The following is a 20212-nucleotide window of genomic DNA, read 5'->3' on the forward strand; positions in this document are numbered from 1 at the left end:
TCGCCGTCGCCCGCGCCGATACGCTGAGCGGCGCACCCCGAAACCCGCGGCCGACGCCTCGATCCGAGCGCGGCGGACATGCCATGGTGGAGGTGGTGCATTCGGTGAATCGACGTGGATCGGAGTCGGAGGGAAATGGTTGCGCAGTCGGTGGAGTCCGGGGTGCCCGCCCAGGTGGCCGGCATCAAACTCACCGAGCCCGCGTGGCTGTCGGAACGGATCGCCGATATGGGAATCTCCTGGGGCACAGGCAATTCCCGCGTGTCGGGCACGCTGTGGTGGTGTATGGCCGCCTCGGCGCTGGTCGATCCGATCACCGAGGCGTATGCGAGCGGCGCACCGGCGCCCGACCCCACGCTGGAAGGGCTGCGCTGCGAGATCCGGCCCGACGGTGGCATCGAGCGGATCGTGCCCGACGCCGTGAGCGAGTCCGAAGCGGTCGGCGCGGCGCTGGGGGAGTCGCTGCGGCGCGTCATCCCGGTGGTGGCACGGGTGACCGGCGCCGGTCCGGCGGCGCTGTGGGCGATCGTCGCCGATGCGATCGGTAACCGGGCCATCGACGCGGGCGACCCCGAGGCGGGTGCGCGGCTGGCCGCCCAGGTCGGCGAACGGTTGCCCGCGCCGCGATTCACCGATGTCGAATCGCGCACGTTCGTGCGGCGGATCTCCTGCTGCCTGGTCTACGAGGTGCCCGGCTGCGGTATGTGCACCAGCTGTCCGAAAAGGCCCGCCGCCGAGCGCGAGCGGCTGCTCACCGAGCTGGCCCGGCGCGGATGAGCGGGTCGCGGCCGATTCGCGGCCGGTCCATCGGCGCGCGACCGGTACTGTCCCGATAGCATTGGTCGCGCCGGTGACTTTTCTGTTCGTCGACCGGCCTGGACCGAGAATGCCGACATATTCAAGGAGAGCGCAGCCGTGACCACCTCAGCCCGCACAACCCTCGCCGCCCTCGTCCGGGTGCCGGCCGGGACGACGGCGGGCGCCGCGGTGCGCGAAGCGGGCCTGCCCACCAAGGGCCCCGACACCGTCGTCGTCGTGCGTGACGGCGAGGGCAACCTCAAGGATCTGTCCTGGGTGCCGGAGACCGACGTCGAGGTCGAGGCAGTGACCGCCGGCTCCGAGGACGGCCGCAGCGTCATCCGCCATTCGGCCGCCCACGTGCTGGCCCAGGCGGTGCAGCAGGAGTTCCCCGAGGCCAAGCTCGGCATCGGCCCGCCGATCAAGGACGGCTTCTACTACGACTTCCAGGTCGAGCGGCCGTTCACCCCGGAGGATCTGGCCAAGCTCGAATCCCGGATGAAGAAGATCGTCAAAGGCGCGCAACGGTTTTCGCGCCGGGTGGTCGAGGTCGACGAGGCTCGGGTGGAATTGGCCAAGGAGCCGTTCAAACTGGAGCTGATCGGCGACAAGTCGGGAATCGACGACCCGGAGATCATGGAGGTCGGCGGTAACGAGCTGACCATCTACGACAATCTCGACCCGCGCACCGGCGAGAAGGTGTGGGGCGACCTGTGCCGCGGCCCGCACATCCCGACCACCAAGTTCATTCCCGCGTTCAAGCTGACCCGCTCCTCGGCGGCCTACTGGCGTGGTGACCAGAACCGCGAGGATCTGCAGCGCATCTACGGCACCGCATGGGAGTCGCCGGAGGCGCTGGAGAACCATCTGCGCATCCTGGAAGAGGCCGAGAAGCGCGATCACCGCAAACTCGGCCTGGAACTGGATCTGTTCTCCTTCCCGGACGAACTGGGTTCGGGCCTGCCGGTGTTCCATCCCAAGGGCGGCATCATCCGCAAGGAACTCGAGGACTATTCCCGGCGCCGCCACATCGCCGCGGGCTACGAATTCGTCAACACCCCGCATATCACCAAGGGGCATCTGTTCGAGGTCTCCGGACACCTCGACTGGTACCGCGAGGGCATGTTCCCGGCCATGCACCTCGACGCCGAATACAACGACGACGGCACCGTGCGCAAGCCCGGCCAGGACTATTACGTCAAGCCGATGAACTGCCCGATGCACAATCTGATCTTCCGCTCGCGCGGCCGGTCGTATCGGGAGCTGCCGCTGCGGCTGTTCGAATTCGGGTCGGTGTATCGCTACGAGAAGTCCGGCGTCGTCCACGGGCTGACCCGGGTGCGCGGCATGACCCAGGACGACGCGCACATCTACTGCACCAAAGAGCAGATGCACGCCGAGCTGACCTCGACCCTGCAGTTCGTGCTGAGCCTGCTGCGCGACTACGGTCTCGACGATTTCTACCTGGAATTGTCGACGAAGGATCCGCAGAAGTTCGTGGGCTCGGACGAGTTGTGGGAGGAGGCCACCGACACGCTGCGCAAGGTCGCCACCGATTCGGGTCTGGACCTGGTACCGGATCCGGGCGGCGCCGCGTTCTACGGTCCGAAGATCTCCGTGCAGGCCAAGGACGCGCTGGGCCGTACCTGGCAGATGTCGACCATTCAGCTCGATTTCAACCTGCCCGAGCGCTTCGGCCTCGAATACACCGCCTCGGACGGCACCAAGCAGCGTCCGGTGATGATCCACCGCGCCCTGTTCGGGTCCATCGAGCGATTCTTCGGCGTGCTCACCGAGCATTACGCGGGCGCGTTCCCGGCCTGGCTGGCGCCCGTGCAGGTGGTCGGCATCCCGGTCGCCGACGCGTTCGCCGAACACCTCGACTCCGTGGTGGAGGAACTGCGCGCGCACGGTGTGCGGGCCGAGGTCGACCGCAGCGACGACCGGATGCAGAAGAAGATCTTCAACCACACCGCGCAGAAGGTGCCGTTCATGCTGCTGGCCGGCGAGCGCGATGTGAACGCCGGTGCGGTGAGCTTCCGATTCCGCGACGGCACGCAGGTCAACGGCGTGCCGGTCGCCGATGCGGTGGCGACCGTCGTCGACTGGATCTCGCGGCGCGACAACGCCTCGCCGAGCGCGGAAGGATTCGAGGTCCGGACCGGTGGGGCGTGAGTGAGGGCATGGTGGAAGAGGCTGTGACGCAACAGGATCCGGGTCGGATCGTCGACACGGGAGCGGGGGACCCGGACCGGTTGCAGCGATTGTGGACCCCCTACCGGATGTCCTACATCACCGGCGCGGTCGCGGCCGATCGCGGCAGCCGGAGCGCACCGGTCGACGCCGACGCGCCCGCCGGTGCCGAGGAGAAGACCTCGGCCGGGCTGAAGCATCCGTTCACCGAGATCCCGAAGATGTCGGACGAGGACGGACTGGTCATCGCTCGCGGTGAATGGGTGTTCGCGGTGCTCAACCTCTACCCGTACAACCCCGGCCACATGATGGTGGTGCCCTACCGGCGGGTGGCCGACCTCGAGGATCTCACCCCCGAGGAGAGCGCCGAACTGATGGCGTTCACCCAGCGGGCGATCCGGGTGATGAAGAAGGTGTCGCGGCCCGAGGGCTTCAACGTCGGGCTGAATCTCGGCGGGGTGGCCGGTGGCTCGCTGGCCGACCACCTGCACCAGCACATCGTTCCCCGCTGGGGTGGAGACGCCAATTTCATCACCGTCGTCGGCGGGGTGAAGGTGATGCCGCAGTTGCTGCGGGAGACGCGGGCCCTGCTGGCCGGGGCGTGGCACGAGGCGAAGGAAGTCGAGTAGCGTGCTGAGCTTCTTCGGTCGGGAGACGTTCGCCAAGGCGACCGCGCCGCTGGGACGGGCGCTGGTGAGCACCGGGCTCACGCCCGACGCGATGACGCTGATCGGCACCACCGCCTCGATCGTCGCCGCGGTGACGCTGTTCCCGACCGATCACCTGTTCTGGGGAACGATGGTGATCTGGCTCTTCGTCATGTTCGACATGCTCGACGGGGCGATGGCCCGCGCCCGCGGCGGCGGCACGAAATACGGTGCGGTCCTCGACGCCACCTGTGACCGCGTCGCCGACGGCGCCATCTTCGGTGCGCTCGCGTGGTGGTCGGTGTATCACGAGCACAGCAAGCATCTGTTCGTGGCGACGCTGGTGGTCCTGGTGACCTCGCAGGTGATTTCCTATGCCAAGGCGCGCGCGGAGGCGAGCGGGCTGTCGGCCGACGGCGGGATCATCGAACGTCCCGACCGTCTGGTGATCGTGCTGGTCGGGGCCGGCCTCACCGGCATCGGTGGCTATTTCGACGTCGAGTGGCTCACCTATGCGGTGTATGTCGCGATGTACATCCTGGCGGTGCTGAGCATCGTCACCGTCTTCCAACGAGTCCTGGCGGTACGGAATTCGGCCGGGGCCCGCGACGTGATCGCGCCGGTGACCAAGGCCGACTCCGATTCGGCGAAATGAAGGTGGTACGGGCGTGACGCAGATGAGGGCGGCGCTGACCGACGGGGCCTATGCGGCCGGGTGGCGACTGGTGCGGGGGCTGCCGGAGCGCACCGCGCGTCGCTGGTTCGACTTCGGTGGTGATTGGGCGGCCCGGCGTGCGAACCGTGCCGCTCATCGCGGCCGGGGGCCGAATCAGTTGCGCCGCAATCTCGCCCGGGTGCTGGGTGTCGACCCGCTCGAGGTACCCGACGAGTTGATCCACGCGTCGATGCGCTCGTATGCCCGGTACTGGCGCGAGGCGTTCCGGCTGCCGACCCTCGACCATGCGGCACTGGCGGATTCGCCGCTGATGCCGTTTCCGGAGGGCTTGGAACATCTCGACGAGGCACTGGCGCAGGGGCGCGGCGTGATCTTCGTGCTGCCGCATTCGGGAAACTGGGATATGGCCGGGGTGTGGCTGGTGCAGCACTACGGCAGCTTCGCCACGGTCACCGAACGGCTGCGACCGGAATCGCTGTTCGAGCGCTTCGTGGCCTACCGGGAGAGCCTGGGGTTCGAGGTGTTCCCGCTGACCGGCGGGGAGCAGCCGCCGTTCCGGCAGCTCGCGCAACGGTTGCGCGACAACAAGGTGGTCTGCCTGATGGGCGAGCGCGATCTCACCGGCAAGGGCGTGCCGGTGGAGTTCTTCGGCGAACGCACCTGGATGCCGGCGGGCGCGGCGAAATTGGCCATCGAGACCGGCGCCGTGCTGATGCCGGTGCACGCCTGGTTCACGGTGGATGAGCAGGGCCGTGAGGGGTGGGGGCTGAAAACCGAAGCGCCGCTGGATGTTTCGGAGGGTGTCGCGGCGGCCACGCAGCGGCTGGCGAATCGCTTCGCGGCCAATATCGCCGAACACCCCGCCGACTGGCATATGTTGCAGCCGCTGTGGGAGGGGGACCTGTCCCCCCAGCGCCTGGAGCGGATCGCGTCCGCGCAGGCCGTGCGCGGCGGTGAGCGGCCCGCCGGAGACGCGGTGTCATGAGAATCGGCATGGTCTGCCCGTACTCGTTCGACGTGCCGGGCGGAGTGCAGTCACATGTCGTGGAGCTGGCGCAGGTGCTGATCGAGCGCGGCCACAAGGTGAGTGTGCTGGCCCCGGCCTCCGACGACACCGAACTGCCGGAATTCGTCGTCTCGGCCGGGAAGGCGGTGGCGATTCCGTACAACGGTTCGGTGGCGCGGCTGTCGTTCGGGCCGACCGCCTACACCCGGCTGCGGCGCTGGATCGCCGACAGCGACTTCGAGGTCCTGCACGTCCACGAACCCAACGCCCCGAGCATCTCGATGCTGGCGCTGAAGGTGGCCGAGGGACCCATCGTGGCCACCTTCCACACCTCCACCACGAGGTCGCTGGTGCTGGCGACCTTCCAGGGCGTACTGCGGCCGTATCACGAGAAGATCAGCGGGCGAATCGCGGTCTCCGAGCTGGCGCGGCGCTGGCAGGTGGAGGCGCTGGGCAGCGACGCGGTCGAGATCCCGAACGGGGTCGACGTGCCGGCGTTCGCGAATGCGCCACTGCTGCAAGGGTATCCGCGCGCGGGCGGGACGGTGCTGTTCCTCGGTCGCTACGACGAGCCGCGCAAGGGGATGGCCGTGCTGCTGGGCGCACTGCCCACACTGGTGGCCCGGCATCCGGACGTGGAAATTCTGATCGTCGGCCGCGGGGACGAGGAACGCCTGCGCCGGGAGGCGGGCGAACACGCCGGACATCTGCGCTTTCTCGGTCAGGTCTCGGATGCGGAGAAGGCGTCGGCGATGCGCAGTGCCGATGTGTACTGCGCGCCGAACCTGGGCGGGGAGAGTTTCGGCATCGTGCTGGTGGAGGCGATGGCCGCCGGAACCGCCGTGGTCGCCAGCGAATTGGACGCCTTCCGCCGGGTGTTGCGCGACGGGACCGCGGGTGTGCTGGTGCCGGTAGGTGACTCCGCGGCGCTGGCCGAGGCGATCGACGGGCTGCTCACCGACCGCGCCCGCCGCGAGGATCTGGTGCGCACCGCGGACCAGGTTGTCGGCGAATACGATTGGCCGGTCGTGGCCGAACAGATTCTTCGGGTGTACGAGACGGTCACCGTCGGCGACGCCCGGGTGAGGACCGCTGGATGATCACCTTCTCCGCGACGACCATCCTGGTCCTCGCGCTGATCGCGGCGGTGATCATCGCCATCGGAGTGTGGGCCTACTCCACTGCCAACCGGCTCGACCGGCTGCACGTGCGCTCTGACCAGGCCCGCGACGCCCTGGAGTCCGCCTTGGCGCGACGCGCGGTGGTGGCCCGCACGGTCGCGATCTCGATGGCCGGGCCGATGTCGGAGTCCACGGCGGCGGAGCAGTCCAAACGGCTGATCGCATTGGCCGACCGCGCCGAACGCGCCGACTGGAACGATCGCGAAACCGCGGAGAACCAGCTCGCGGCCGCACTCTCCGCGGTCGACATCACCTCGTTGCGTCCGCAGCTGGTGGCCGAACTCGCCGACGCCGAGGCGCGGGTGCTGATCGCGCGCCGCTTCCACAACGACGCCGTACGCGACACGCTGGCGCTGCGTACCCGGCGCCCGGTGCGGTTGCTGCACCTGGGCGGTACCGCGCCGCTGCCCACGTATTTCGAGATCGCGGAGCGCGTCACCCCGGCGGCGACCACCGGACTCGAGGTCGACACCGTGCGCACCTCGGCCCGGGTGGTGCTGCTCGACGACGAGGATCGCGTGCTGTTGATGCGCGGCCACGACCCCCAGACTCCCGATTCGCCGTTCTGGTTCACCGTCGGCGGCGGCATCGAACCGGGGGAGACGCTGCGCACCGCGGCGGTGCGCGAGGTCTGGGAGGAAACGGGCTTGGCGCTGGACTCCACGCTGCTGCGCGGCCCGATCTGGCGGCGGGTCGCGGTCTTCCCGTTCAACGGGGAGCTGATCCGCTCCGAGGAACTGTTCTTCGTCGCCCGGGTGCGCTGGTTCGACCCGAAGCCCGCGGATCCGAGCGTCTGGGAACGTCGCTGCGTCACCGCCTACCGCTGGTGCCTGCCGCCGGATATCGCCGAACTCGACCGGATCGGCGAAACGGTGTACCCGTACCACCTGGACAACCTGCTGGCCGAGGCGCTCGCCGCCGCCGGTTCCGAGATCGAGCCGGAGGTCCGGTCGATCCGCTGAGCCGCGGCGAGTATTCGGGCCGCCTCATGCCGCGGCGTATCCGGTGAACGCGTCCGCGAGCACGACAACCATCCGGCCGCCCATCGCTTCCACCGTCGAGCGCAATCTGGGATCACCACTGGGCGGCAGCGACATCGACCATGCGGTCGAACCGTCGCCGGCGTCGATCGCGTGCACGGTGGCGCCGTCCGCGAGAACGAGGTGCCAACCGTCGGTGAGGCCGTCGCGCACCGTGTTCGCGAGCCGCGCCGGCTGCTGCCACACCTGGTGTCCGTCGGCGAGATCGAGGCCGATCAGCGCCGTCCCGTCGAGCGATCGGACGATCACCGTGTGATCCACTACTCCTTCGACCGCGCCCTGACGACCGGTGTGCTCGTCGAGGCCGATCTGTGGATTGGTCCACAGCACTCGCCCTGTCGTTCGGTCGTAGGCACTCTCGCCGGTGAGGATCGGCGGCGACGCGGTCGCGGTCGGATACCACTCGAGCAGGAAACTGGGGTTGCGGACCTCGGTGATCGAGTGGCCGTTGCGATCGAGAAGTGTGACTCGTCCCGCGCTCCAGCCGCGATCGATCACCTGCGTGGCGATGATCCCGCCGTCGAATACGGCGCCGACGGGCCCGGTGAACAGCGGGTCGCCGGTGCGCAGATCGTAGACGCGAACGCTGCCGTCGTGACCGTCCCGGAAGTAGTCCGGCGCATCGAGTCTCGGCCTGACCGCGTCTCCGGGAACCGGGGTCGGATACGTTCGGCGCCAGCTCGCCTCGATGTCGGAAACGGTTCCCCGGGTGACGACGGCGGTCATCCGGTCGGCGGTGCGGCCGGCGACGGAAACCACGCCGTCGCGCACCGCCACGTCCGTCACCTCGAAGTCCGTCGAGCGGTCCGTGGCTATCGCGCCGGTGGCGGCGTCGACGATCACCACTCGGTGGGTGCCGCGGCAGGTCAGCCGGCCGTCGAAGACGCGCTCGTTACAGCTGAGGAGTTTGCCGGCGTCGATCGTCCACCGCACCGCGCCGGTGTCCGGGTCGATGCCGTACAGCCGCACCGGTCCGGCTTTCGGTGCGGTGCCCGGCCCGGGCTCGCCGGGTACCGCGGTGGCCGCGACGATCATCGGCCCGGCGTCCATCGGCGAACCGTAGCCGTTGTAGTTGTCCAGGCTGTGCGGAAGTGCCAGCAGGACCGCGCCGGGCTCGTGCGACAGATCGGCGGCGCGTAACGTCCATCGCGGCACCGGGGCGGAGTCGAGCCGGCCGGAAATCCGGAACCGGCCACCGGCCGCGGGACCCGCCGGCGGCTGCTCCGGTGATCGGTTCACCCATACGACCGCTGCGACTCCCGCCACCACGGCCACGATCAGCACCGCGATCCAGATCCGGCGCGTGCCTCGACCGGTGAACCAGTGTGCGGCCGCGTTCATCCGGCGGTCTCCTTCATCCGTCCAGCCGGCTCACGCACCGGCCCCACTGTGCGAAAGAGGCAAGGTATCAGCCTCTTTCGAGGTAGGCGACCGAGGACGTCCCAGCGCCGGTAATGCCGTAGCTCGAAAGCCCCTTCTCGTCGACGATCCCCATCGTGGTCGGAGAAACTGTCACCGGCGGGCATCGGTCAGCGACGAGGACGTGCTGCCGCGTTCGGTGTGGACGACAACGCGCCGGAACGCCCGGAGGCCGGTGTCAGCGCGGCGCGATCGCACGGTTGCGAAGCGGTCACTCGGTCAGTGGTGGCCCGAGAGTTCCGTGGCGGATGCCAGTTCCTGGAGGGGAATGGTTGTGTCGGACCAGGTTTCGGGACCGTGGGTCGTTCGGGCGGCGATGAGGCTTCGGGCGGTGCGCAGGTCGGCGGGACGGCCCACGGCCGCCGCGGCGACCAGTCGACCCGCTCGCAGGGACAGTGCGACGAACTGCCCGGGGGTGTCGGTGGTGCGGACCACGACGTCGTCCTCGGTGTGCGGTCGCCCTGCGAATTGGATCGTGACGCCGTACTGCGTGGTCCAGCCCCAGGTGACCTCTTGCGCGGGGAGGGGTTGTCCGAGAACGGATTTCGCCACGGCGATCCCCTGTGACTGTGCACTGTTCCACTGTTCGGTGCGCCGGTGGACCCCGAATTCCGGATCGTAGACGGCGGCGGCGTCACCGGCGGCGAAGATATTCGGCGCCGAGGTCGTATAGGACTCGTCGACGAGGATCCCGTCCCCGACGGCGAGTCCGGCCTGACGGGCCACCTCGGTCTCCGGTTCCGCGCCGATCGCGACGAGCACACCGGCAGCGGTCCACTGACGTCCGTCGACAGCGGTGGCCCGGATATCGCCGTCGTCACCGTCGATCCGGTCCAGTACGACCGCGTCGTGAATGTCGACGCCCTTGCCGGCGTGCAGGTTTCGGCAGTGCACGCCGATCGCCGCCGGGGCCACCCGCTCCAGCGGAGCGTCACCCGCGTGCACGATCGTCACCGCCGCCCCGAGTCCACGCGCCGTCGCGGCGGCCTCGCAGCCGACCAGGCCGCCGCCCACCACGAGCAGCGATCCCCCGGTCACCACGGCCGCGCGCAACGCCTCGACATCCGCCGCGGTGCGCAGCGTGTAGGCGCCCGATTCGGGACCGGGCAGTTCTCGGGCGCGCGCGCCCGTGGCGAGCACCAGGGCGTCGTAGCCGAGGGTTTCGCCGGTGCCCAGATGTAGCCGGTCGCGGTCGACATCGATGCCCGCGACCGGGGTCCCCGGGCGCACCTCGATGCCGAGTTCGCGCCACGATTCCGCGGATTCGAGCAGGAGCCGGCGTTCGTTCGCGGTACCGGCGAGCAATTCCTTGGAGACCATCGGGCGGCGGTAGGGCAGCCGGTCCTCCGCGCCGAGCAGCACGATCTCACCGGTGTAGCCCTCGGTGCGCAGAGCGCGGGCGGCGGTGGCGCCCGCGACCCCCGCACCCACGACGACGATGCGTCCGGTCATGCGCGACTGACCTCGACCATCTCGAAATCCGCCTTGGCCGCACCGCAGTCGGGGCAGGACCAGTCCTCGGGAATGTCGTCCCAGCGGGTGCCCGGCGCGATGCCGTCTTCGGGCCAGCCGAGCGCCTCGTCGTATTCGAATCCGCATTGCAGGCAACGGAACAGCTTGTAGTCGCTCATATCATGCGCCTTTCGTGAGGGTCGGATCGTGGCTCGCGAGATCGAAATCGACCTTCTCCCGCACGCCGCAGTCGGGGCAGCACCAGTCGTCGGGTATCGCCGACCACGCGGTGCCGGGCGGAAAGCCCTCGCGAGGTGCGCCCTCGCTTTCGTCGTACACGTAATCGCAGACGGGGCAACGGAATCGGGACATCAGGCGACCCCGTACTTCGCGAAGACCCGATCGCGCTTGCGGGGCTGGATGTTGACGCGGGTGATGTCACCGCCGTAGTGCGCGAGCACCCGCTTGTCCATCACGCGGCGCCACACCGGCGGGAAATAGGCGACGGTGATCATGCTGGCGTAGCCGCTGGGCAGATTCGGCGCGCCGTCCATACTGCGCAAGGTCTGATAGCGCCGGGTGGGGTTGGCGTGATGGTCGCTGTGGCGCTGCAGGTGGTAGAGGAAGATATTGGTGACGATGTGGTCGGAGTTCCAGCTGTGCTCCGGCGTGCAGCGTTCGTAGCGTCCGGCCGCTGTGCGCTGCCGCAGCAGGCCGTAGTGCTCGAGATAATTGACCGTCTCCAGCAGCGAGAAGCCGTACACCGCCTGCAGCACCAGGAACGGCAGCACTCCGGGGCCGAAGATCGCGGCCAGCGCGCCCCACAGCACCACCGACATCAGCCAGGCGTTGAGCACGTCGTTGTGAATCGTCCACGGCCGCTTGCCCATCCGCTGCAGGCGCGTCTTCTCGAGCGACCAGGACGAGCGCAGGCTGCCCCACACACTGCGCGGCAGGAAGGTCCAGAACGATTCGCCGAACCGGGAACTGGCCGGATCCTCCGGTGTCGCCACCCGTACGTGGTGGCCGCGGTTGTGCTCGATGTAGAAGTGGCCGTAGAACGTCTGCGCCAGCGTGATCTTCGACAGCCAGCGCTCCAATTCGTCCTTCTTGTGGCCGAGTTCGTGCGCGGTGTTGATGCCGACACCGCCCATGGTGCCGATGCTGAAGGCCAGGCCGATCTTCGACACCAGGCTCAGCCCGCCGTCGACACCCAGCCAGGACAGATCGGCCGCACTCCACAGATAGCAGGCGAACACCAGGCTGAGCAGCTGGAACGGGATATAGGCGTAGACGCACCAGCGGTAGTAGCGGTCGTTTTCGAGCTGTTCCATCACCTCGTCGGGCGGATTCTGCCCGTCGGGCCCGAAGAAGCGATCCAGGATCGGCAGCAGGACGTACACCAGTAGCGGCCCGATCCACCACCACACCGGCGCCGCGTGGTGCCAGCCCAGCTGGTTGAACAGCCACACCAGGCCGGTGGCGAGCAGGACCGCGGTCGGCGGGACGAGGCCGAACAGCCAGAGATGGCGTTTGCGGTCGCGCCACTGCGGCGGCGCGGTCCGGGCCGGATCGCCGATTCGGGATGTGGTCACGGAGTTCTCCTCACGAACGGTACGCGGACTGCGCGGCGGAACGGTGCGCCCGCATACGGGCTGCGTGGACGAGGTCGGGGCCGGAGCGCGACCCGTTCACCTCGGCGTATTTACACTTTCTGATGAAGTGTTCTCATTGAATACAGATGCGGATAGATTGTCAATAGTCGAACAGTTTCGTGGACCGTGTACGATCATGGACGTGGCTACCGCGCCGAACTTCCAGTCCGATATGCGCCGACTTCTGCGCGAGCGCGTCATCGAGACCGCTCGTGGCCTGGTCTGTACCGAGGGCTGGGGCGCGGTGAACATGTCGCGGGTCGCCAAGGAGGTCGGTGTCAGCCGGCCGGTGCTGTACAAGGAGATCGGCACCAAACAGGACCTCGCCGATGTGGTGATCGCGAACGAGGTGGACGTCTTCCTGGTCGGGATCGCCGAGAAGCTGGCGGCCCACCCGGACGATGTGATCGCCGGCCTGATCGCGGCCGTGGAGTTCACCCTGCGCAGCGGCGCGGACAATATGCTGCTGAAGGCGGTGCTGTCGGGCCGCTCGGCGCCGGATACCGCACTGCTGCCGGCGCTGATGACCGAACCGGAACCGGTGCTCGGCCGGGCGATCGCCGCGGTGACCGCGACGGTTCGCGCGCAATACGATCTGGCGTCGGTGGGCGACGAGGAACTGGGATCGGTCGCCGAAACCGTTGTGCGCCTTGCTCTCAGTCATCTGTTCCAGCCGACCGGGCCGGTCGAACGGGCGCTGGAGCAGATCCGGGTCGTCGCCGTCGGACTGTTCGAGCCACTGCTGGCCGACGCGTGACGATTCGAGCCTGACGATTCGACGGTGGGAGACGTTGGCTGTCAACGCATTTCGTCGGAAATCCGCCGATCTCGCCGATACCCGGCCGTTGCCGCTGTGTGACAGGTCACCATCGGTTAGGGTCGAAACCGGTTTGCCGCACACCGAATCCGGCGAACCGGTGTGTGGAGGTGAGGTACCGAATGCATATGTCCTATCTGCTGTACGACTTCCTGCTGCCGTATATCGGCGAGCAGGCCGCGACGTACTGGGCGCAGCTGTTCGTCGTCGACCCGATCTGACGAACAGGTGGCGCCGGCCTGCGGTTACGGTCGTCCGGCGCCACGGGTACCCGCTCTCGGCGCGCCCGTAGCGACGCCGTAGCGGCCGCCTGCCGGGCGTGTGATTCCGGCCGGGGGCCGCGGACCAGTCCAGTGCTCTCGGACTGGCTATCTAGTGGCCTGATCGGGGCGCCTAGAATCGTGGAGGTTCGCATCGCAGCGATGCCTCCTCGAACGAATCCCCGATAATCAGGAGTTTGCCCGTGACAACGCCCGACACCACCTCGACGACCGGCACCGCCCGCGTGAAGCGCGGCATGGCCGAGATGCTCAAGGGCGGGGTGATCATGGACGTCGTCACCGCCGATCAGGCCAAGATCGCCGAGGATGCCGGCGCGGTCGCGGTGATGGCGCTCGAGCGGGTTCCCGCCGACATCCGCGCCCAGGGCGGTGTCGCGCGGATGAGCGACCCGGACCTGATCGACGGCATCGTCAACGCCGTCTCCATCCCGGTCATGGCCAAGGCGCGCATCGGCCACTTCGTCGAGGCGCAGATCCTGCAGAGCCTCGGCGTCGACTACATCGACGAGTCGGAGGTGCTGACACCGGCCGACTACGCCAACCACATCGACAAGTGGCAGTTCACCGTGCCGTTCGTCTGTGGCGCCACCAATCTGGGCGAGGCGCTGCGCCGCATCACCGAGGGTGCGGCCATGATCCGCTCCAAGGGTGAGGCCGGCACCGGCGACGTATCCAACGCGACCACCCACATGCGCAAGATCCGGGCCGAGATCCGCCACCTGCAGTCGCTGCCCGAGGACGAGCTGTTCGTGGCCGCCAAGGAACTGCAGGCGCCCTACGAGCTGGTCCGTGAGATCGCCGAGACCGGCAAGCTGCCCGTGGTGCTGTTCACCGCCGGTGGTATCGCCACCCCCGCCGACGCCGCGATGATGATGCAGCTGGGCGCCGAGGGCGTCTTCGTCGGCTCCGGCATCTTCAAGTCCGGCAACCCGGCCGAGCGTGCCGCCGCCATCGTCAAGGCCACCACCTTCTACGACGACCCCGATGTGCTCGCGAAGGTGTCGCGCGGCCTCGGTGAGGCCATGGTCGGCATCAACGTCGAGGAGATTCCGGAGCCGCACCGCCTCGCCGAGCGCGGCTGGTAATTCGGTCGGAAGACTTTCCGAGACAACGGCTTTCGCCGGGTCGTCGTGTACGGACGGCCCGGCTTCGTCGTACAGGCGTGATCGCGCCGCAACCCGGAGACCGTCCCGGAGTGTGCGGTCGGCGCCTCACCTGTCCTGCGCGATCGCCCCGATCCGATCCCGCGCCGCGAACTTCGCGATCGCGGCGGCTGTGACCGGGGTGAAGAAGTTGACCAGGTTGCCGTCCGGGTCGCGGACCAGCAACGACCGGTTGCCCCACGGCATCGTCGTGGGTTCGGCGACGATCTCGGTGCCGGCACCGGACAGCTCGCGATGGACGCGGTCCACATCGGCGACGAGGAATTCGGTGATCACACTGCGGTTGGCGCCCGGAGCGGCGGAATCCGGTGCGAACAGGGCCGCCGTGCGCGTGCTCGCGATCGCGAGGGTGGCGGTGGCGGTCTCGAGCTCGGCGAAATCCTCGGTCGCCCACTGCGCCCGGACGCCGGTCGCGCGCTCGTAGAACGCGACCAGACGCGCGACGTCGCCGGTGATGATGCGGATGGAGACGAAATCCATGACTGTTTCCTTGCTGTTGAGAGGCGTTTTCCGCAGCGTAGGAGAAATAGTGGACACAATCGGTCCGGTATCGGAACTAGAGTTGTCCGCATGGCTCGACCCACCGGCCGCGTGCTGATCCTGCTGGAACTCCTGCAGTCCGGCGGTACCCGCACGGTGGCCGAGCTCGCCGACCGGCTGGGCGTCGAGGGACGCACCGTCCGGCGTTATGTGGACCATCTGATCGACCTCGACATTCCGGTGGAGTCCGTGCGCGGCCGCTACGGCGGCTATCGCCTCGCCGCCGGATACCGGCTGCCGCCACTCATGTTCAGCGACGACGAGGCCCTGGCCGTGCTACTCGGTCTGCTCGCCGGCCGCCGGAACGGCTGGGCCCCAACGGATGTCACCGCGAGCGAGACGGCCGCCGCCAAGATTCGTCGCGTCCTGCCCGCGTCCCTGACCCGGCGATTGGACACACTGCTGGAATCGTTCGACGTCACCGAGCAGCCGGACGCAGCGGCCCCGGCGCCGGCCGCGGTTCTGCTCGCGATCGCCGATGCGGTACGCCACCGCCGGCCCGTCACCATCCGCTATACCGATCGGCACGGCCGCGGAAGCGAACGCGTCCTGCATGCCTACGGCCTCGTCGCTCACGCCGGGCGGTGGTACGTGACGGGCACGGATCCCCGGCTCGGCGAAGACCGCACCTTCCGCCTGGATCGCGTCACCGATGTGCGAACGCTGCCCGGCTCGTTCGACCCACCCGCCGGATTCGACGCCGCACAGCATCTCGTGTCCGGCTTCGCCGCCGCCGACTACCGATACGACATCGGCCTGCGGATCTTCGGCACCACCGAGCAGATCCGCGCCCATCTGCCCGCGACCGTCGCGACCGTGGCCCCCGCCGACGACGAGGAGGCGCCGCAACGCTGGTGGCGTGTCGACGTGCGGGCCGAGCGCCTCGAGTGGCTGCCGCCGGTGCTGGCGGCGCTGGATCGCCCGTTCGTCATCGACCGGCCCGAGGAGTTGCGCGACCGCGTCCGGGCCCTCGCCGATCGGCTCGCCGCCTCCGCCCGCCGAACCTGATCGCCCCTTCGCACCGGTGCGGCCGGTCCCTGCCGAGCGAATGAGCTTCCCGCTACTGTCTTTCGGGCACTGTGCGATCCTTCGCACCGATCGACGAGACGAGACAGGGGTCCACATCCGATGGTTGGGTCAGGGACTGTGGGCCGGGACCTCGATCTGGCGGCGGTGCGGGCGTTCGTCGCCGCGGCCGAGGAGCGGCAGTTCAGTCTCGCCGCCGTGGTTCTCGGCATCAGTCAGCAGGCGGTGTCGAAGCGGATCGCGAAGCTGGAGGACCAGCTCGGGACGGCGCTGTTCGACCGCGTCCCCGCCGGAATCGTGCCGACCGCCGCCGGTGCGCGGCTGCTGCCGCATGCGCGAGCGCTGCTGGCGGTGGCCGAAACCGCGGTGGCGGCGGTCTGTGAGATGCCGCGTCCGCTGCGTGTCGCGGTGCAGGGCGAGCGCCAGGGCGCGACCGAGCAGATGCGGTTCTACCTCGACCGCAACCCCGGCGCCGAGACCGAGATCGTGATCTCGAACGTCTTCGTCACGTCGCGGGACATGGTGGTGCACGGCCGCGCCGACGCCGCCTTCGCGCGCCCCTCGGGCGGCCCCCGCCCGCTGCCGCCCGATATCGCGGCCGTCCCCGCCTATGTCGATCCGGCGCATCTGCTCGTCGGCAGGGACCATCCGCTGGCCGGGCGCTCGGCGGTGCCGCTCGCCGAGCTCGCCGCGTACACGGTGTGGATTCCGGGTGCCGGGGTGGCGTCGGAATGGGCCGACTTCTATCGCGAGCTGAGTGAATTCTGCGGTGTCACCATCGATACGACACCGCGCGACCGCACCCGGTTCCCCGGGCCCGACGGTATCGAAGCCATGCTCGCACGCATCGCGGACTCCGACACCCTGGCCACCGTCAGCAGCGATCACTTCCGCAATCCGTGGCATCCGCACATCCGTCGGGTGCCGATCGTCGACCCGACGCCGGCCTATCCGCATGCGCTGCTGTGGTCGACGGCCAATACCCATCCGGGGCTACCGCACCTGATCGAGCATTTCCGCACGACCTACAACCGCGACATCGCCGCCGGCTGCTGGCTGCCCGCCGCCGACCGCGAGCGGTTCGCGGGCTGATCGCCGCGAATCCCGCTGCGCCCCTGCGCCTTCGGTTCGGGACCGACGCCGATCAGGAACCGGTGCGCACCGCCGGGCGGTCCGGATGATCCCAGCGCACGTCGAAGGTGGGCATGTCGTCGTGCTCGCGTTCATGGCGCAGCAGCGCGGGCACGGTCCATCGGTCGGCGGGGTCGGTTCGGCGCAGCAGTGCCGATTCCGACATCTGCAGCCGCACGGTGACGTCGAAATCCAAACCCCGGCCGAGCAACATCGGCCCCGCGACCACCAGGACGAGACCCGGTTCGGCGGGCTGCATGCGCGCCCGAGCGGACCGATCCTCGACTTCGTCCCACAGCGCGGGCAGCCACCGCCCGCGCCCGCGTACCGCTTCCAGCACTTCACGATCCAGGGCGGCGTAGTCGAACCAGGCTGTGCGATAGGTCATCTCGTCGCGCCCGAACTCCAGCCGCAGCGATGCCGGGCGCACGAAGTCGTGCAACCACACCCGCTCGGCCGGCCGCCCCCGCGTGCGGATCCGCTCGGCGATCCGGTCCGCCGGTTGTCGCGGGTGCGCACCGTCGGCGCCGTCGACGGCCACCACGACCGGCCCCGGCAAAGCGAGAGCGACCGCGGCGACCCGCTCGACCAGCCCGTCCACGGCGATCGGTTCGTATGCGGGCATCCGCCTATCATGCCCGCCCCCGCGCGGATCCTGGAGAGTCGCCCGGCGACCGGGTTTGCCATCACATAGCCTGAGCGGGTCGATTTCGGGCACGGCGGTACCCGCGAGGCGATCGAACACCCTCCGCGGACCCCACCGGCGTCGCTGTTCGACGGTTGTCGTGAACTCGAGGAGGTCGTGGTCCGTGGCGGTGCTGGTTCCGCGTGAACGTCCGAGGCGGTGGTCGCTCGACGACATCGTCGTCACCGATCCGCCGATCATCCGGCGGGCGATCGGCGCCGCGAGTATCGGCAACATCACCGAGTGGTACGACTTCGGCGTCTACGCGTATTTCGAGCCGACCATCAAGGACGTGTTCTTTTCCCATCTCGGGGACACCGCCGGCACGATCGCCACCTTCGGCCTGTTCGCGGTGGCGTTCCTCGTCCGCCCGTTCGGCGGCATGTTCTTCGGACCGCTGGCCGACCGCGTCGGCCGCAACAAGGTGCTCGCCACCACGATGATCCTGATGGCGGCCGGCACGTTCGCCATCGGCTGTATCCCGGATCAGGACACGATCGGGATCTGGGCGCCGATGTTGTTGCTGGGCGCGCGGTTGCTGCAGGGTTTCTCGACCGGTGGCGAATACGGCAACGCGATGACCTTCATCGCCGAATACGCACCCGACCGGCGGCGCGGATTCCTCGGCAGCTGGCTGGAATTCGGCACCTTCACCGGATATCTGCTGGGCGCCTTGGTGGTCACGCTCGCCGACGCCACCCTCACCGACGAGCAGCTGCTGTCGTGGGGCTGGCGGCTGCCGTTCTTCGTCGCGCTGCCGCTGGGTGTGGTCGGCGTCTATCTGCGGACGCGGCTGGCCGACACCCCGGCCTTCGCCGCCCTGGAGAAGGAATCCGAGGAGCGGGAGAAGGCGAACAAGACCGGCGAGGAGGCGAAGATCCTGGCCCGGCTGTGGCCGTACGTGCTGGTCTGCATGGGCCTGGTGGTCGTCTGGAATGTCACCAACTACATGCTCACCTCCTATATGCCGACCTACGTCACCTCGACCGTGCCCGACAGCACCGGCGGCGGCGTGTCCTCCTCGGCGTCGCAGTGGCTGCAGATCGCGGTGATGACCATCGCGCTGCTGACCATCCCGGTGATCGGCCTGATCTCGGACCGGGTCGGGCGCAAACCGATCATCTGGGCCGGCATCGTCGCGTTGCTGGTGCTGGCGTTTCCGATGGTCCTGCTGGTGCGCACCGACAACGCCTTCGCCGTGTTCCTGGGCCTGCTCATGATGGGTCTGACCCTCATCTGCTTCAGCGCGACCATGCCGTCCACCCTGCCGTCGCTGTTCCCGACGAAGGTCCGCGGCGCGGGGCTGTCGGTGTCGTTCAACGTGGCGGTCTCGCTGTTCGCCGGCACCACATCGGTGGTGGTCGGCGCGCTCGTGGGCGCGACCGGAGATCTGAACTGGCCGGCGTACTACCTGATCATCGCGGGGCTGGTGGGTGCGGTCTCGGTGTACTTCCTGCAGGAGCCCAACGGCCGGCACATGTGGGGCTCGGCGCCGGCCGCGCGGTCCGCGGAGGAGGCGAGGGAACTGATCGGATCGCAGGGGAAGCGGGCGTCGTGAGCGGTGTCACGGCGGAGAGTCGCGCGCCGGGGCGGGTTCGCCATCGCTTAGCCTGAGCGGGGCACGTGGCGGAAGGACGGTACATGGCGACGATCGAAGAGGCACTGGAGATCGAGCGGCTCGAGCGGGACATCTTCCGCGGCGCGATCACCAAGTCCCAGCTGGCGCGCACATTCGGCGGTCAGGTTGCCGGGCAGGCGCTGGTCTCGGCCGTACGCACCGTGGAACCGCGCTTCGAGGTGCATTCGCTGCACGGATACTTCCTGCGCCCCGGCAATCCCGCCGAGCAGACCGTGTATCTGGTGGAACGCATTCGCGACGGGCGCTCGTTCTGCACCCGACGCGTCACCGGCGTCCAGGACGGCGAGGCGATCTTCACCATGTCGGCGTCCTTCCATGTCGGCGACGAGGGTCCCGAACATCAGGACCGGATGCCGGAAGTTCCACTGCCGCAGGACATTCCGGACGAACGCGCGTCGATGAGCCCGGAGCGGCTGTGGCTCATGCGCGAATGGGAGCACTGGGACATCCGGCTGGTGCCGCAGGAAGAGGTGGTCCGGCGCGACGGCCTGGCCTCCCAGCAGCAGGTCTGGTTCCGCTACCGGCACCCGCTGCCCGACGACCCGCTGTTCCACGTCTGCACCCTCGCCTACATGAGCGATATGACCCTGCTCGGTTCGTCGAAGGTCACCCACCGCGACGAACCGACCCAGGACGCGTCGCTCGACCACGCGATGTGGTTCCTGCGCCCCTTCCGCGCCGACGAATGGCTGCTCTACGACCAGAATTCCCCGTCCGCGGGCTACGGCCGCGCGCTCACCAGCGGGCGGATCTTCAACCAGCGCGGACAGTTCGTCGCCCAGGTCGTGCAGGAAGGGCTCATCCGCAAACTGCGGCGGTAGGTGAGCGGCGCCACAACGGCGGTGGCCGCGGGCCGCGTCCGC

20 protein-coding genes are annotated in these 20212 nt (G+C 68.7%); 13 read left to right on the top strand and 7 right to left on the bottom strand.

Annotated elements, in window-relative coordinates:
* The first annotated feature begins 135 nt into the window (after positions 1-135).
* The 7 genes from ACPCUW_RS18605 (at position 136) to ACPCUW_RS18635 (ending at position 7463) form a co-directional block, all read left to right on the top strand.
* Complete coding sequence (locus ACPCUW_RS18605; RefSeq protein WP_064901657.1) at positions 136-777, top strand: (2Fe-2S)-binding protein; 642 nt, start codon at positions 136-138, stop codon at positions 775-777.
* A gap of 138 nt (positions 778-915) precedes the next feature.
* Positions 916-2973 (top strand): threonine--tRNA ligase, encoded by a 2058-nt coding sequence (gene thrS / locus ACPCUW_RS18610; protein WP_423426149.1) that lies wholly within the window; start codon positions 916-918, stop codon positions 2971-2973.
* 8 nt (positions 2974-2981) lie between these two features.
* A complete protein-coding gene (locus ACPCUW_RS18615; RefSeq protein WP_423426317.1) occupies positions 2982-3620 on the top strand; it encodes an HIT family protein in 639 nt (212 codons plus the stop codon).
* Position 3621: 1 nt separating this feature from the next.
* Complete coding sequence (gene pgsA, locus ACPCUW_RS18620; protein WP_195049593.1) at positions 3622-4293, top strand: phosphatidylinositol phosphate synthase; 672 nt, start codon at positions 3622-3624, stop codon at positions 4291-4293.
* Between the two features lie 22 nt (positions 4294-4315).
* Entirely contained in the window at positions 4316-5299 is a 984-nt protein-coding gene (locus ACPCUW_RS18625; RefSeq protein WP_423426318.1) for a phosphatidylinositol mannoside acyltransferase, read from the top strand.
* Positions 5296-6420 carry a glycosyltransferase family 4 protein gene (locus ACPCUW_RS18630; RefSeq protein ID WP_063019119.1) on the top strand — a complete coding sequence of 375 codons (1125 nt, stop codon included), beginning with the start codon at positions 5296-5298 and terminating at the stop codon, positions 6418-6420. The genes ACPCUW_RS18625 and ACPCUW_RS18630 overlap by 4 nt, the downstream gene beginning before the upstream one ends.
* Positions 6420-7463, top strand: a complete 1044-nt coding sequence (locus ACPCUW_RS18635; protein ID WP_064901664.1) for an NUDIX hydrolase — start codon at positions 6420-6422, stop codon at positions 7461-7463. Before ACPCUW_RS18630 ends, ACPCUW_RS18635 begins: the two co-directional genes overlap by 1 nt.
* Positions 7464-7487: 24 nt before the next feature.
* Here ACPCUW_RS18635 and ACPCUW_RS18640 read toward each other — a convergent pair whose 3' ends face one another.
* The 5 genes from ACPCUW_RS18640 to ACPCUW_RS18660 all read right to left on the bottom strand — a co-directional run bounded on the left by ACPCUW_RS18640 (position 7488) and on the right by ACPCUW_RS18660 (position 12007).
* The gene (locus ACPCUW_RS18640) at positions 7488-8882 is read right to left on the bottom strand and encodes a PQQ-binding-like beta-propeller repeat protein (protein WP_423426151.1); all 1395 of its coding nucleotides are present in this window, start codon (positions 8880-8882) and stop codon (positions 7488-7490) included.
* Between the two features lie 297 nt (positions 8883-9179).
* The gene (locus tag ACPCUW_RS18645) at positions 9180-10412 is read right to left on the bottom strand and encodes an NAD(P)/FAD-dependent oxidoreductase (RefSeq protein ID WP_423426153.1); all 1233 of its coding nucleotides are present in this window, start codon (positions 10410-10412) and stop codon (positions 9180-9182) included.
* The gene (locus tag ACPCUW_RS18650) at positions 10409-10591 is read right to left on the bottom strand and encodes a rubredoxin (RefSeq protein ID WP_063019113.1); all 183 of its coding nucleotides are present in this window, start codon (positions 10589-10591) and stop codon (positions 10409-10411) included. Before ACPCUW_RS18650 ends, ACPCUW_RS18645 begins: the two co-directional genes overlap by 4 nt.
* Position 10592: 1 nt before the next feature.
* Positions 10593-10784: a rubredoxin gene (locus ACPCUW_RS18655; RefSeq protein WP_063019111.1), complete on the bottom strand. Its 192-nt coding sequence runs from the start codon at positions 10782-10784 to the stop codon at positions 10593-10595.
* Positions 10784-12007, bottom strand: a complete 1224-nt coding sequence (locus ACPCUW_RS18660) for an alkane 1-monooxygenase (RefSeq protein ID WP_064901660.1) — start codon at positions 12005-12007, stop codon at positions 10784-10786. Before ACPCUW_RS18660 ends, ACPCUW_RS18655 begins: the two co-directional genes overlap by 1 nt.
* A gap of 202 nt (positions 12008-12209) precedes the next feature.
* Between ACPCUW_RS18660 and ACPCUW_RS18665 the strand changes: the two genes are divergently transcribed.
* Entirely contained in the window at positions 12210-12824 is a 615-nt protein-coding gene (locus ACPCUW_RS18665; protein WP_064901665.1) for a TetR family transcriptional regulator, read from the top strand.
* Positions 12825-13347: 523 nt separating this feature from the next.
* Entirely contained in the window at positions 13348-14250 is a 903-nt protein-coding gene (gene pdxS / locus ACPCUW_RS18670; RefSeq protein WP_030513899.1) for a pyridoxal 5'-phosphate synthase lyase subunit PdxS, read from the top strand.
* Positions 14251-14376: 126 nt separating this feature from the next.
* Here the strand turns inward: pdxS and ACPCUW_RS18675 are convergent, their stop codons facing one another.
* The gene (locus ACPCUW_RS18675) at positions 14377-14808 is read right to left on the bottom strand and encodes a VOC family protein (protein ID WP_423426155.1); all 432 of its coding nucleotides are present in this window, start codon (positions 14806-14808) and stop codon (positions 14377-14379) included.
* A 90-nt stretch (positions 14809-14898) separates the two neighbouring features.
* Here ACPCUW_RS18675 and ACPCUW_RS18680 point away from each other — a divergent pair, with 90 nt between their 5' ends.
* Together ACPCUW_RS18680 and ACPCUW_RS18685 are read left to right on the top strand one after the other, a co-directional pair.
* Positions 14899-15876, top strand: coding sequence for a helix-turn-helix transcriptional regulator (locus tag ACPCUW_RS18680; protein ID WP_423426157.1), 978 nt, complete (start codon positions 14899-14901; stop codon positions 15874-15876).
* A gap of 138 nt (positions 15877-16014) precedes the next feature.
* A complete protein-coding gene (locus ACPCUW_RS18685; protein WP_195049588.1) occupies positions 16015-16986 on the top strand; it encodes a LysR family transcriptional regulator in 972 nt (323 codons plus the stop codon).
* A gap of 52 nt (positions 16987-17038) precedes the next feature.
* Here the strand turns inward: ACPCUW_RS18685 and ACPCUW_RS18690 are convergent, their stop codons facing one another.
* Positions 17039-17650 carry a hypothetical protein gene (locus ACPCUW_RS18690; RefSeq protein WP_423426158.1) on the bottom strand — a complete coding sequence of 204 codons (612 nt, stop codon included), beginning with the start codon at positions 17648-17650 and terminating at the stop codon, positions 17039-17041.
* Between the two features lie 184 nt (positions 17651-17834).
* On the opposite strand from ACPCUW_RS18690, the gene ACPCUW_RS18695 reads away from it, so the two are divergent.
* Complete coding sequence (locus ACPCUW_RS18695) at positions 17835-19268, top strand: MFS transporter (RefSeq protein ID WP_423426159.1); 1434 nt, start codon at positions 17835-17837, stop codon at positions 19266-19268.
* An 83-nt stretch (positions 19269-19351) separates the two neighbouring features.
* Positions 19352-20170 (top strand): acyl-CoA thioesterase, encoded by an 819-nt coding sequence (locus tag ACPCUW_RS18700; RefSeq protein ID WP_063019556.1) that lies wholly within the window; start codon positions 19352-19354, stop codon positions 20168-20170.
* Positions 20171-20212: the final 42 nt, after the last annotated feature.

The organism is Nocardia sp. AB354 (assembly GCF_049538315.1).
Lineage (GTDB): Bacteria > Actinomycetota > Actinomycetes > Mycobacteriales > Mycobacteriaceae > Nocardia > Nocardia nova.

Excerpts from the sequence above, each read along its gene's own strand:
- ACPCUW_RS18640 (WP_423426151.1), bottom strand. The coding sequence starts at position 8,882 with ATGAACGCGGCCGCACACTGGTTCACCGGTCGAGGCACGCGCCGGATC.
- ACPCUW_RS18655 (WP_063019111.1), bottom strand. The coding sequence starts at position 10,784 with ATGTCCCGATTCCGTTGCCCCGTCTGCGATTACGTGTACGACGAAAGC.
- ACPCUW_RS18625 (WP_423426318.1), top strand. The coding sequence starts at position 4,316 with ATGAGGGCGGCGCTGACCGACGGGGCCTATGCGGCCGGGTGGCGACTG.
- ACPCUW_RS18615 (WP_423426317.1), top strand. The coding sequence starts at position 2,982 with ATGGTGGAAGAGGCTGTGACGCAACAGGATCCGGGTCGGATCGTCGAC.
- ACPCUW_RS18675 (WP_423426155.1), bottom strand. The coding sequence starts at position 14,808 with ATGGATTTCGTCTCCATCCGCATCATCACCGGCGACGTCGCGCGTCTG.
- ACPCUW_RS18680 (WP_423426157.1), top strand. The coding sequence starts at position 14,899 with ATGGCTCGACCCACCGGCCGCGTGCTGATCCTGCTGGAACTCCTGCAG.
- ACPCUW_RS18645 (WP_423426153.1), bottom strand. The coding sequence starts at position 10,412 with ATGACCGGACGCATCGTCGTCGTGGGTGCGGGGGTCGCGGGCGCCACC.
- ACPCUW_RS18630 (WP_063019119.1), top strand. The coding sequence starts at position 5,296 with ATGAGAATCGGCATGGTCTGCCCGTACTCGTTCGACGTGCCGGGCGGA.
- ACPCUW_RS18700 (WP_063019556.1), top strand. The coding sequence starts at position 19,352 with ATGGCGACGATCGAAGAGGCACTGGAGATCGAGCGGCTCGAGCGGGAC.
- ACPCUW_RS18650 (WP_063019113.1), bottom strand. The coding sequence starts at position 10,591 with ATGAGCGACTACAAGCTGTTCCGTTGCCTGCAATGCGGATTCGAATAC.
- ACPCUW_RS18690 (WP_423426158.1), bottom strand. The coding sequence starts at position 17,650 with ATGCCCGCATACGAACCGATCGCCGTGGACGGGCTGGTCGAGCGGGTC.
- ACPCUW_RS18605 (WP_064901657.1), top strand. The coding sequence starts at position 136 with ATGGTTGCGCAGTCGGTGGAGTCCGGGGTGCCCGCCCAGGTGGCCGGC.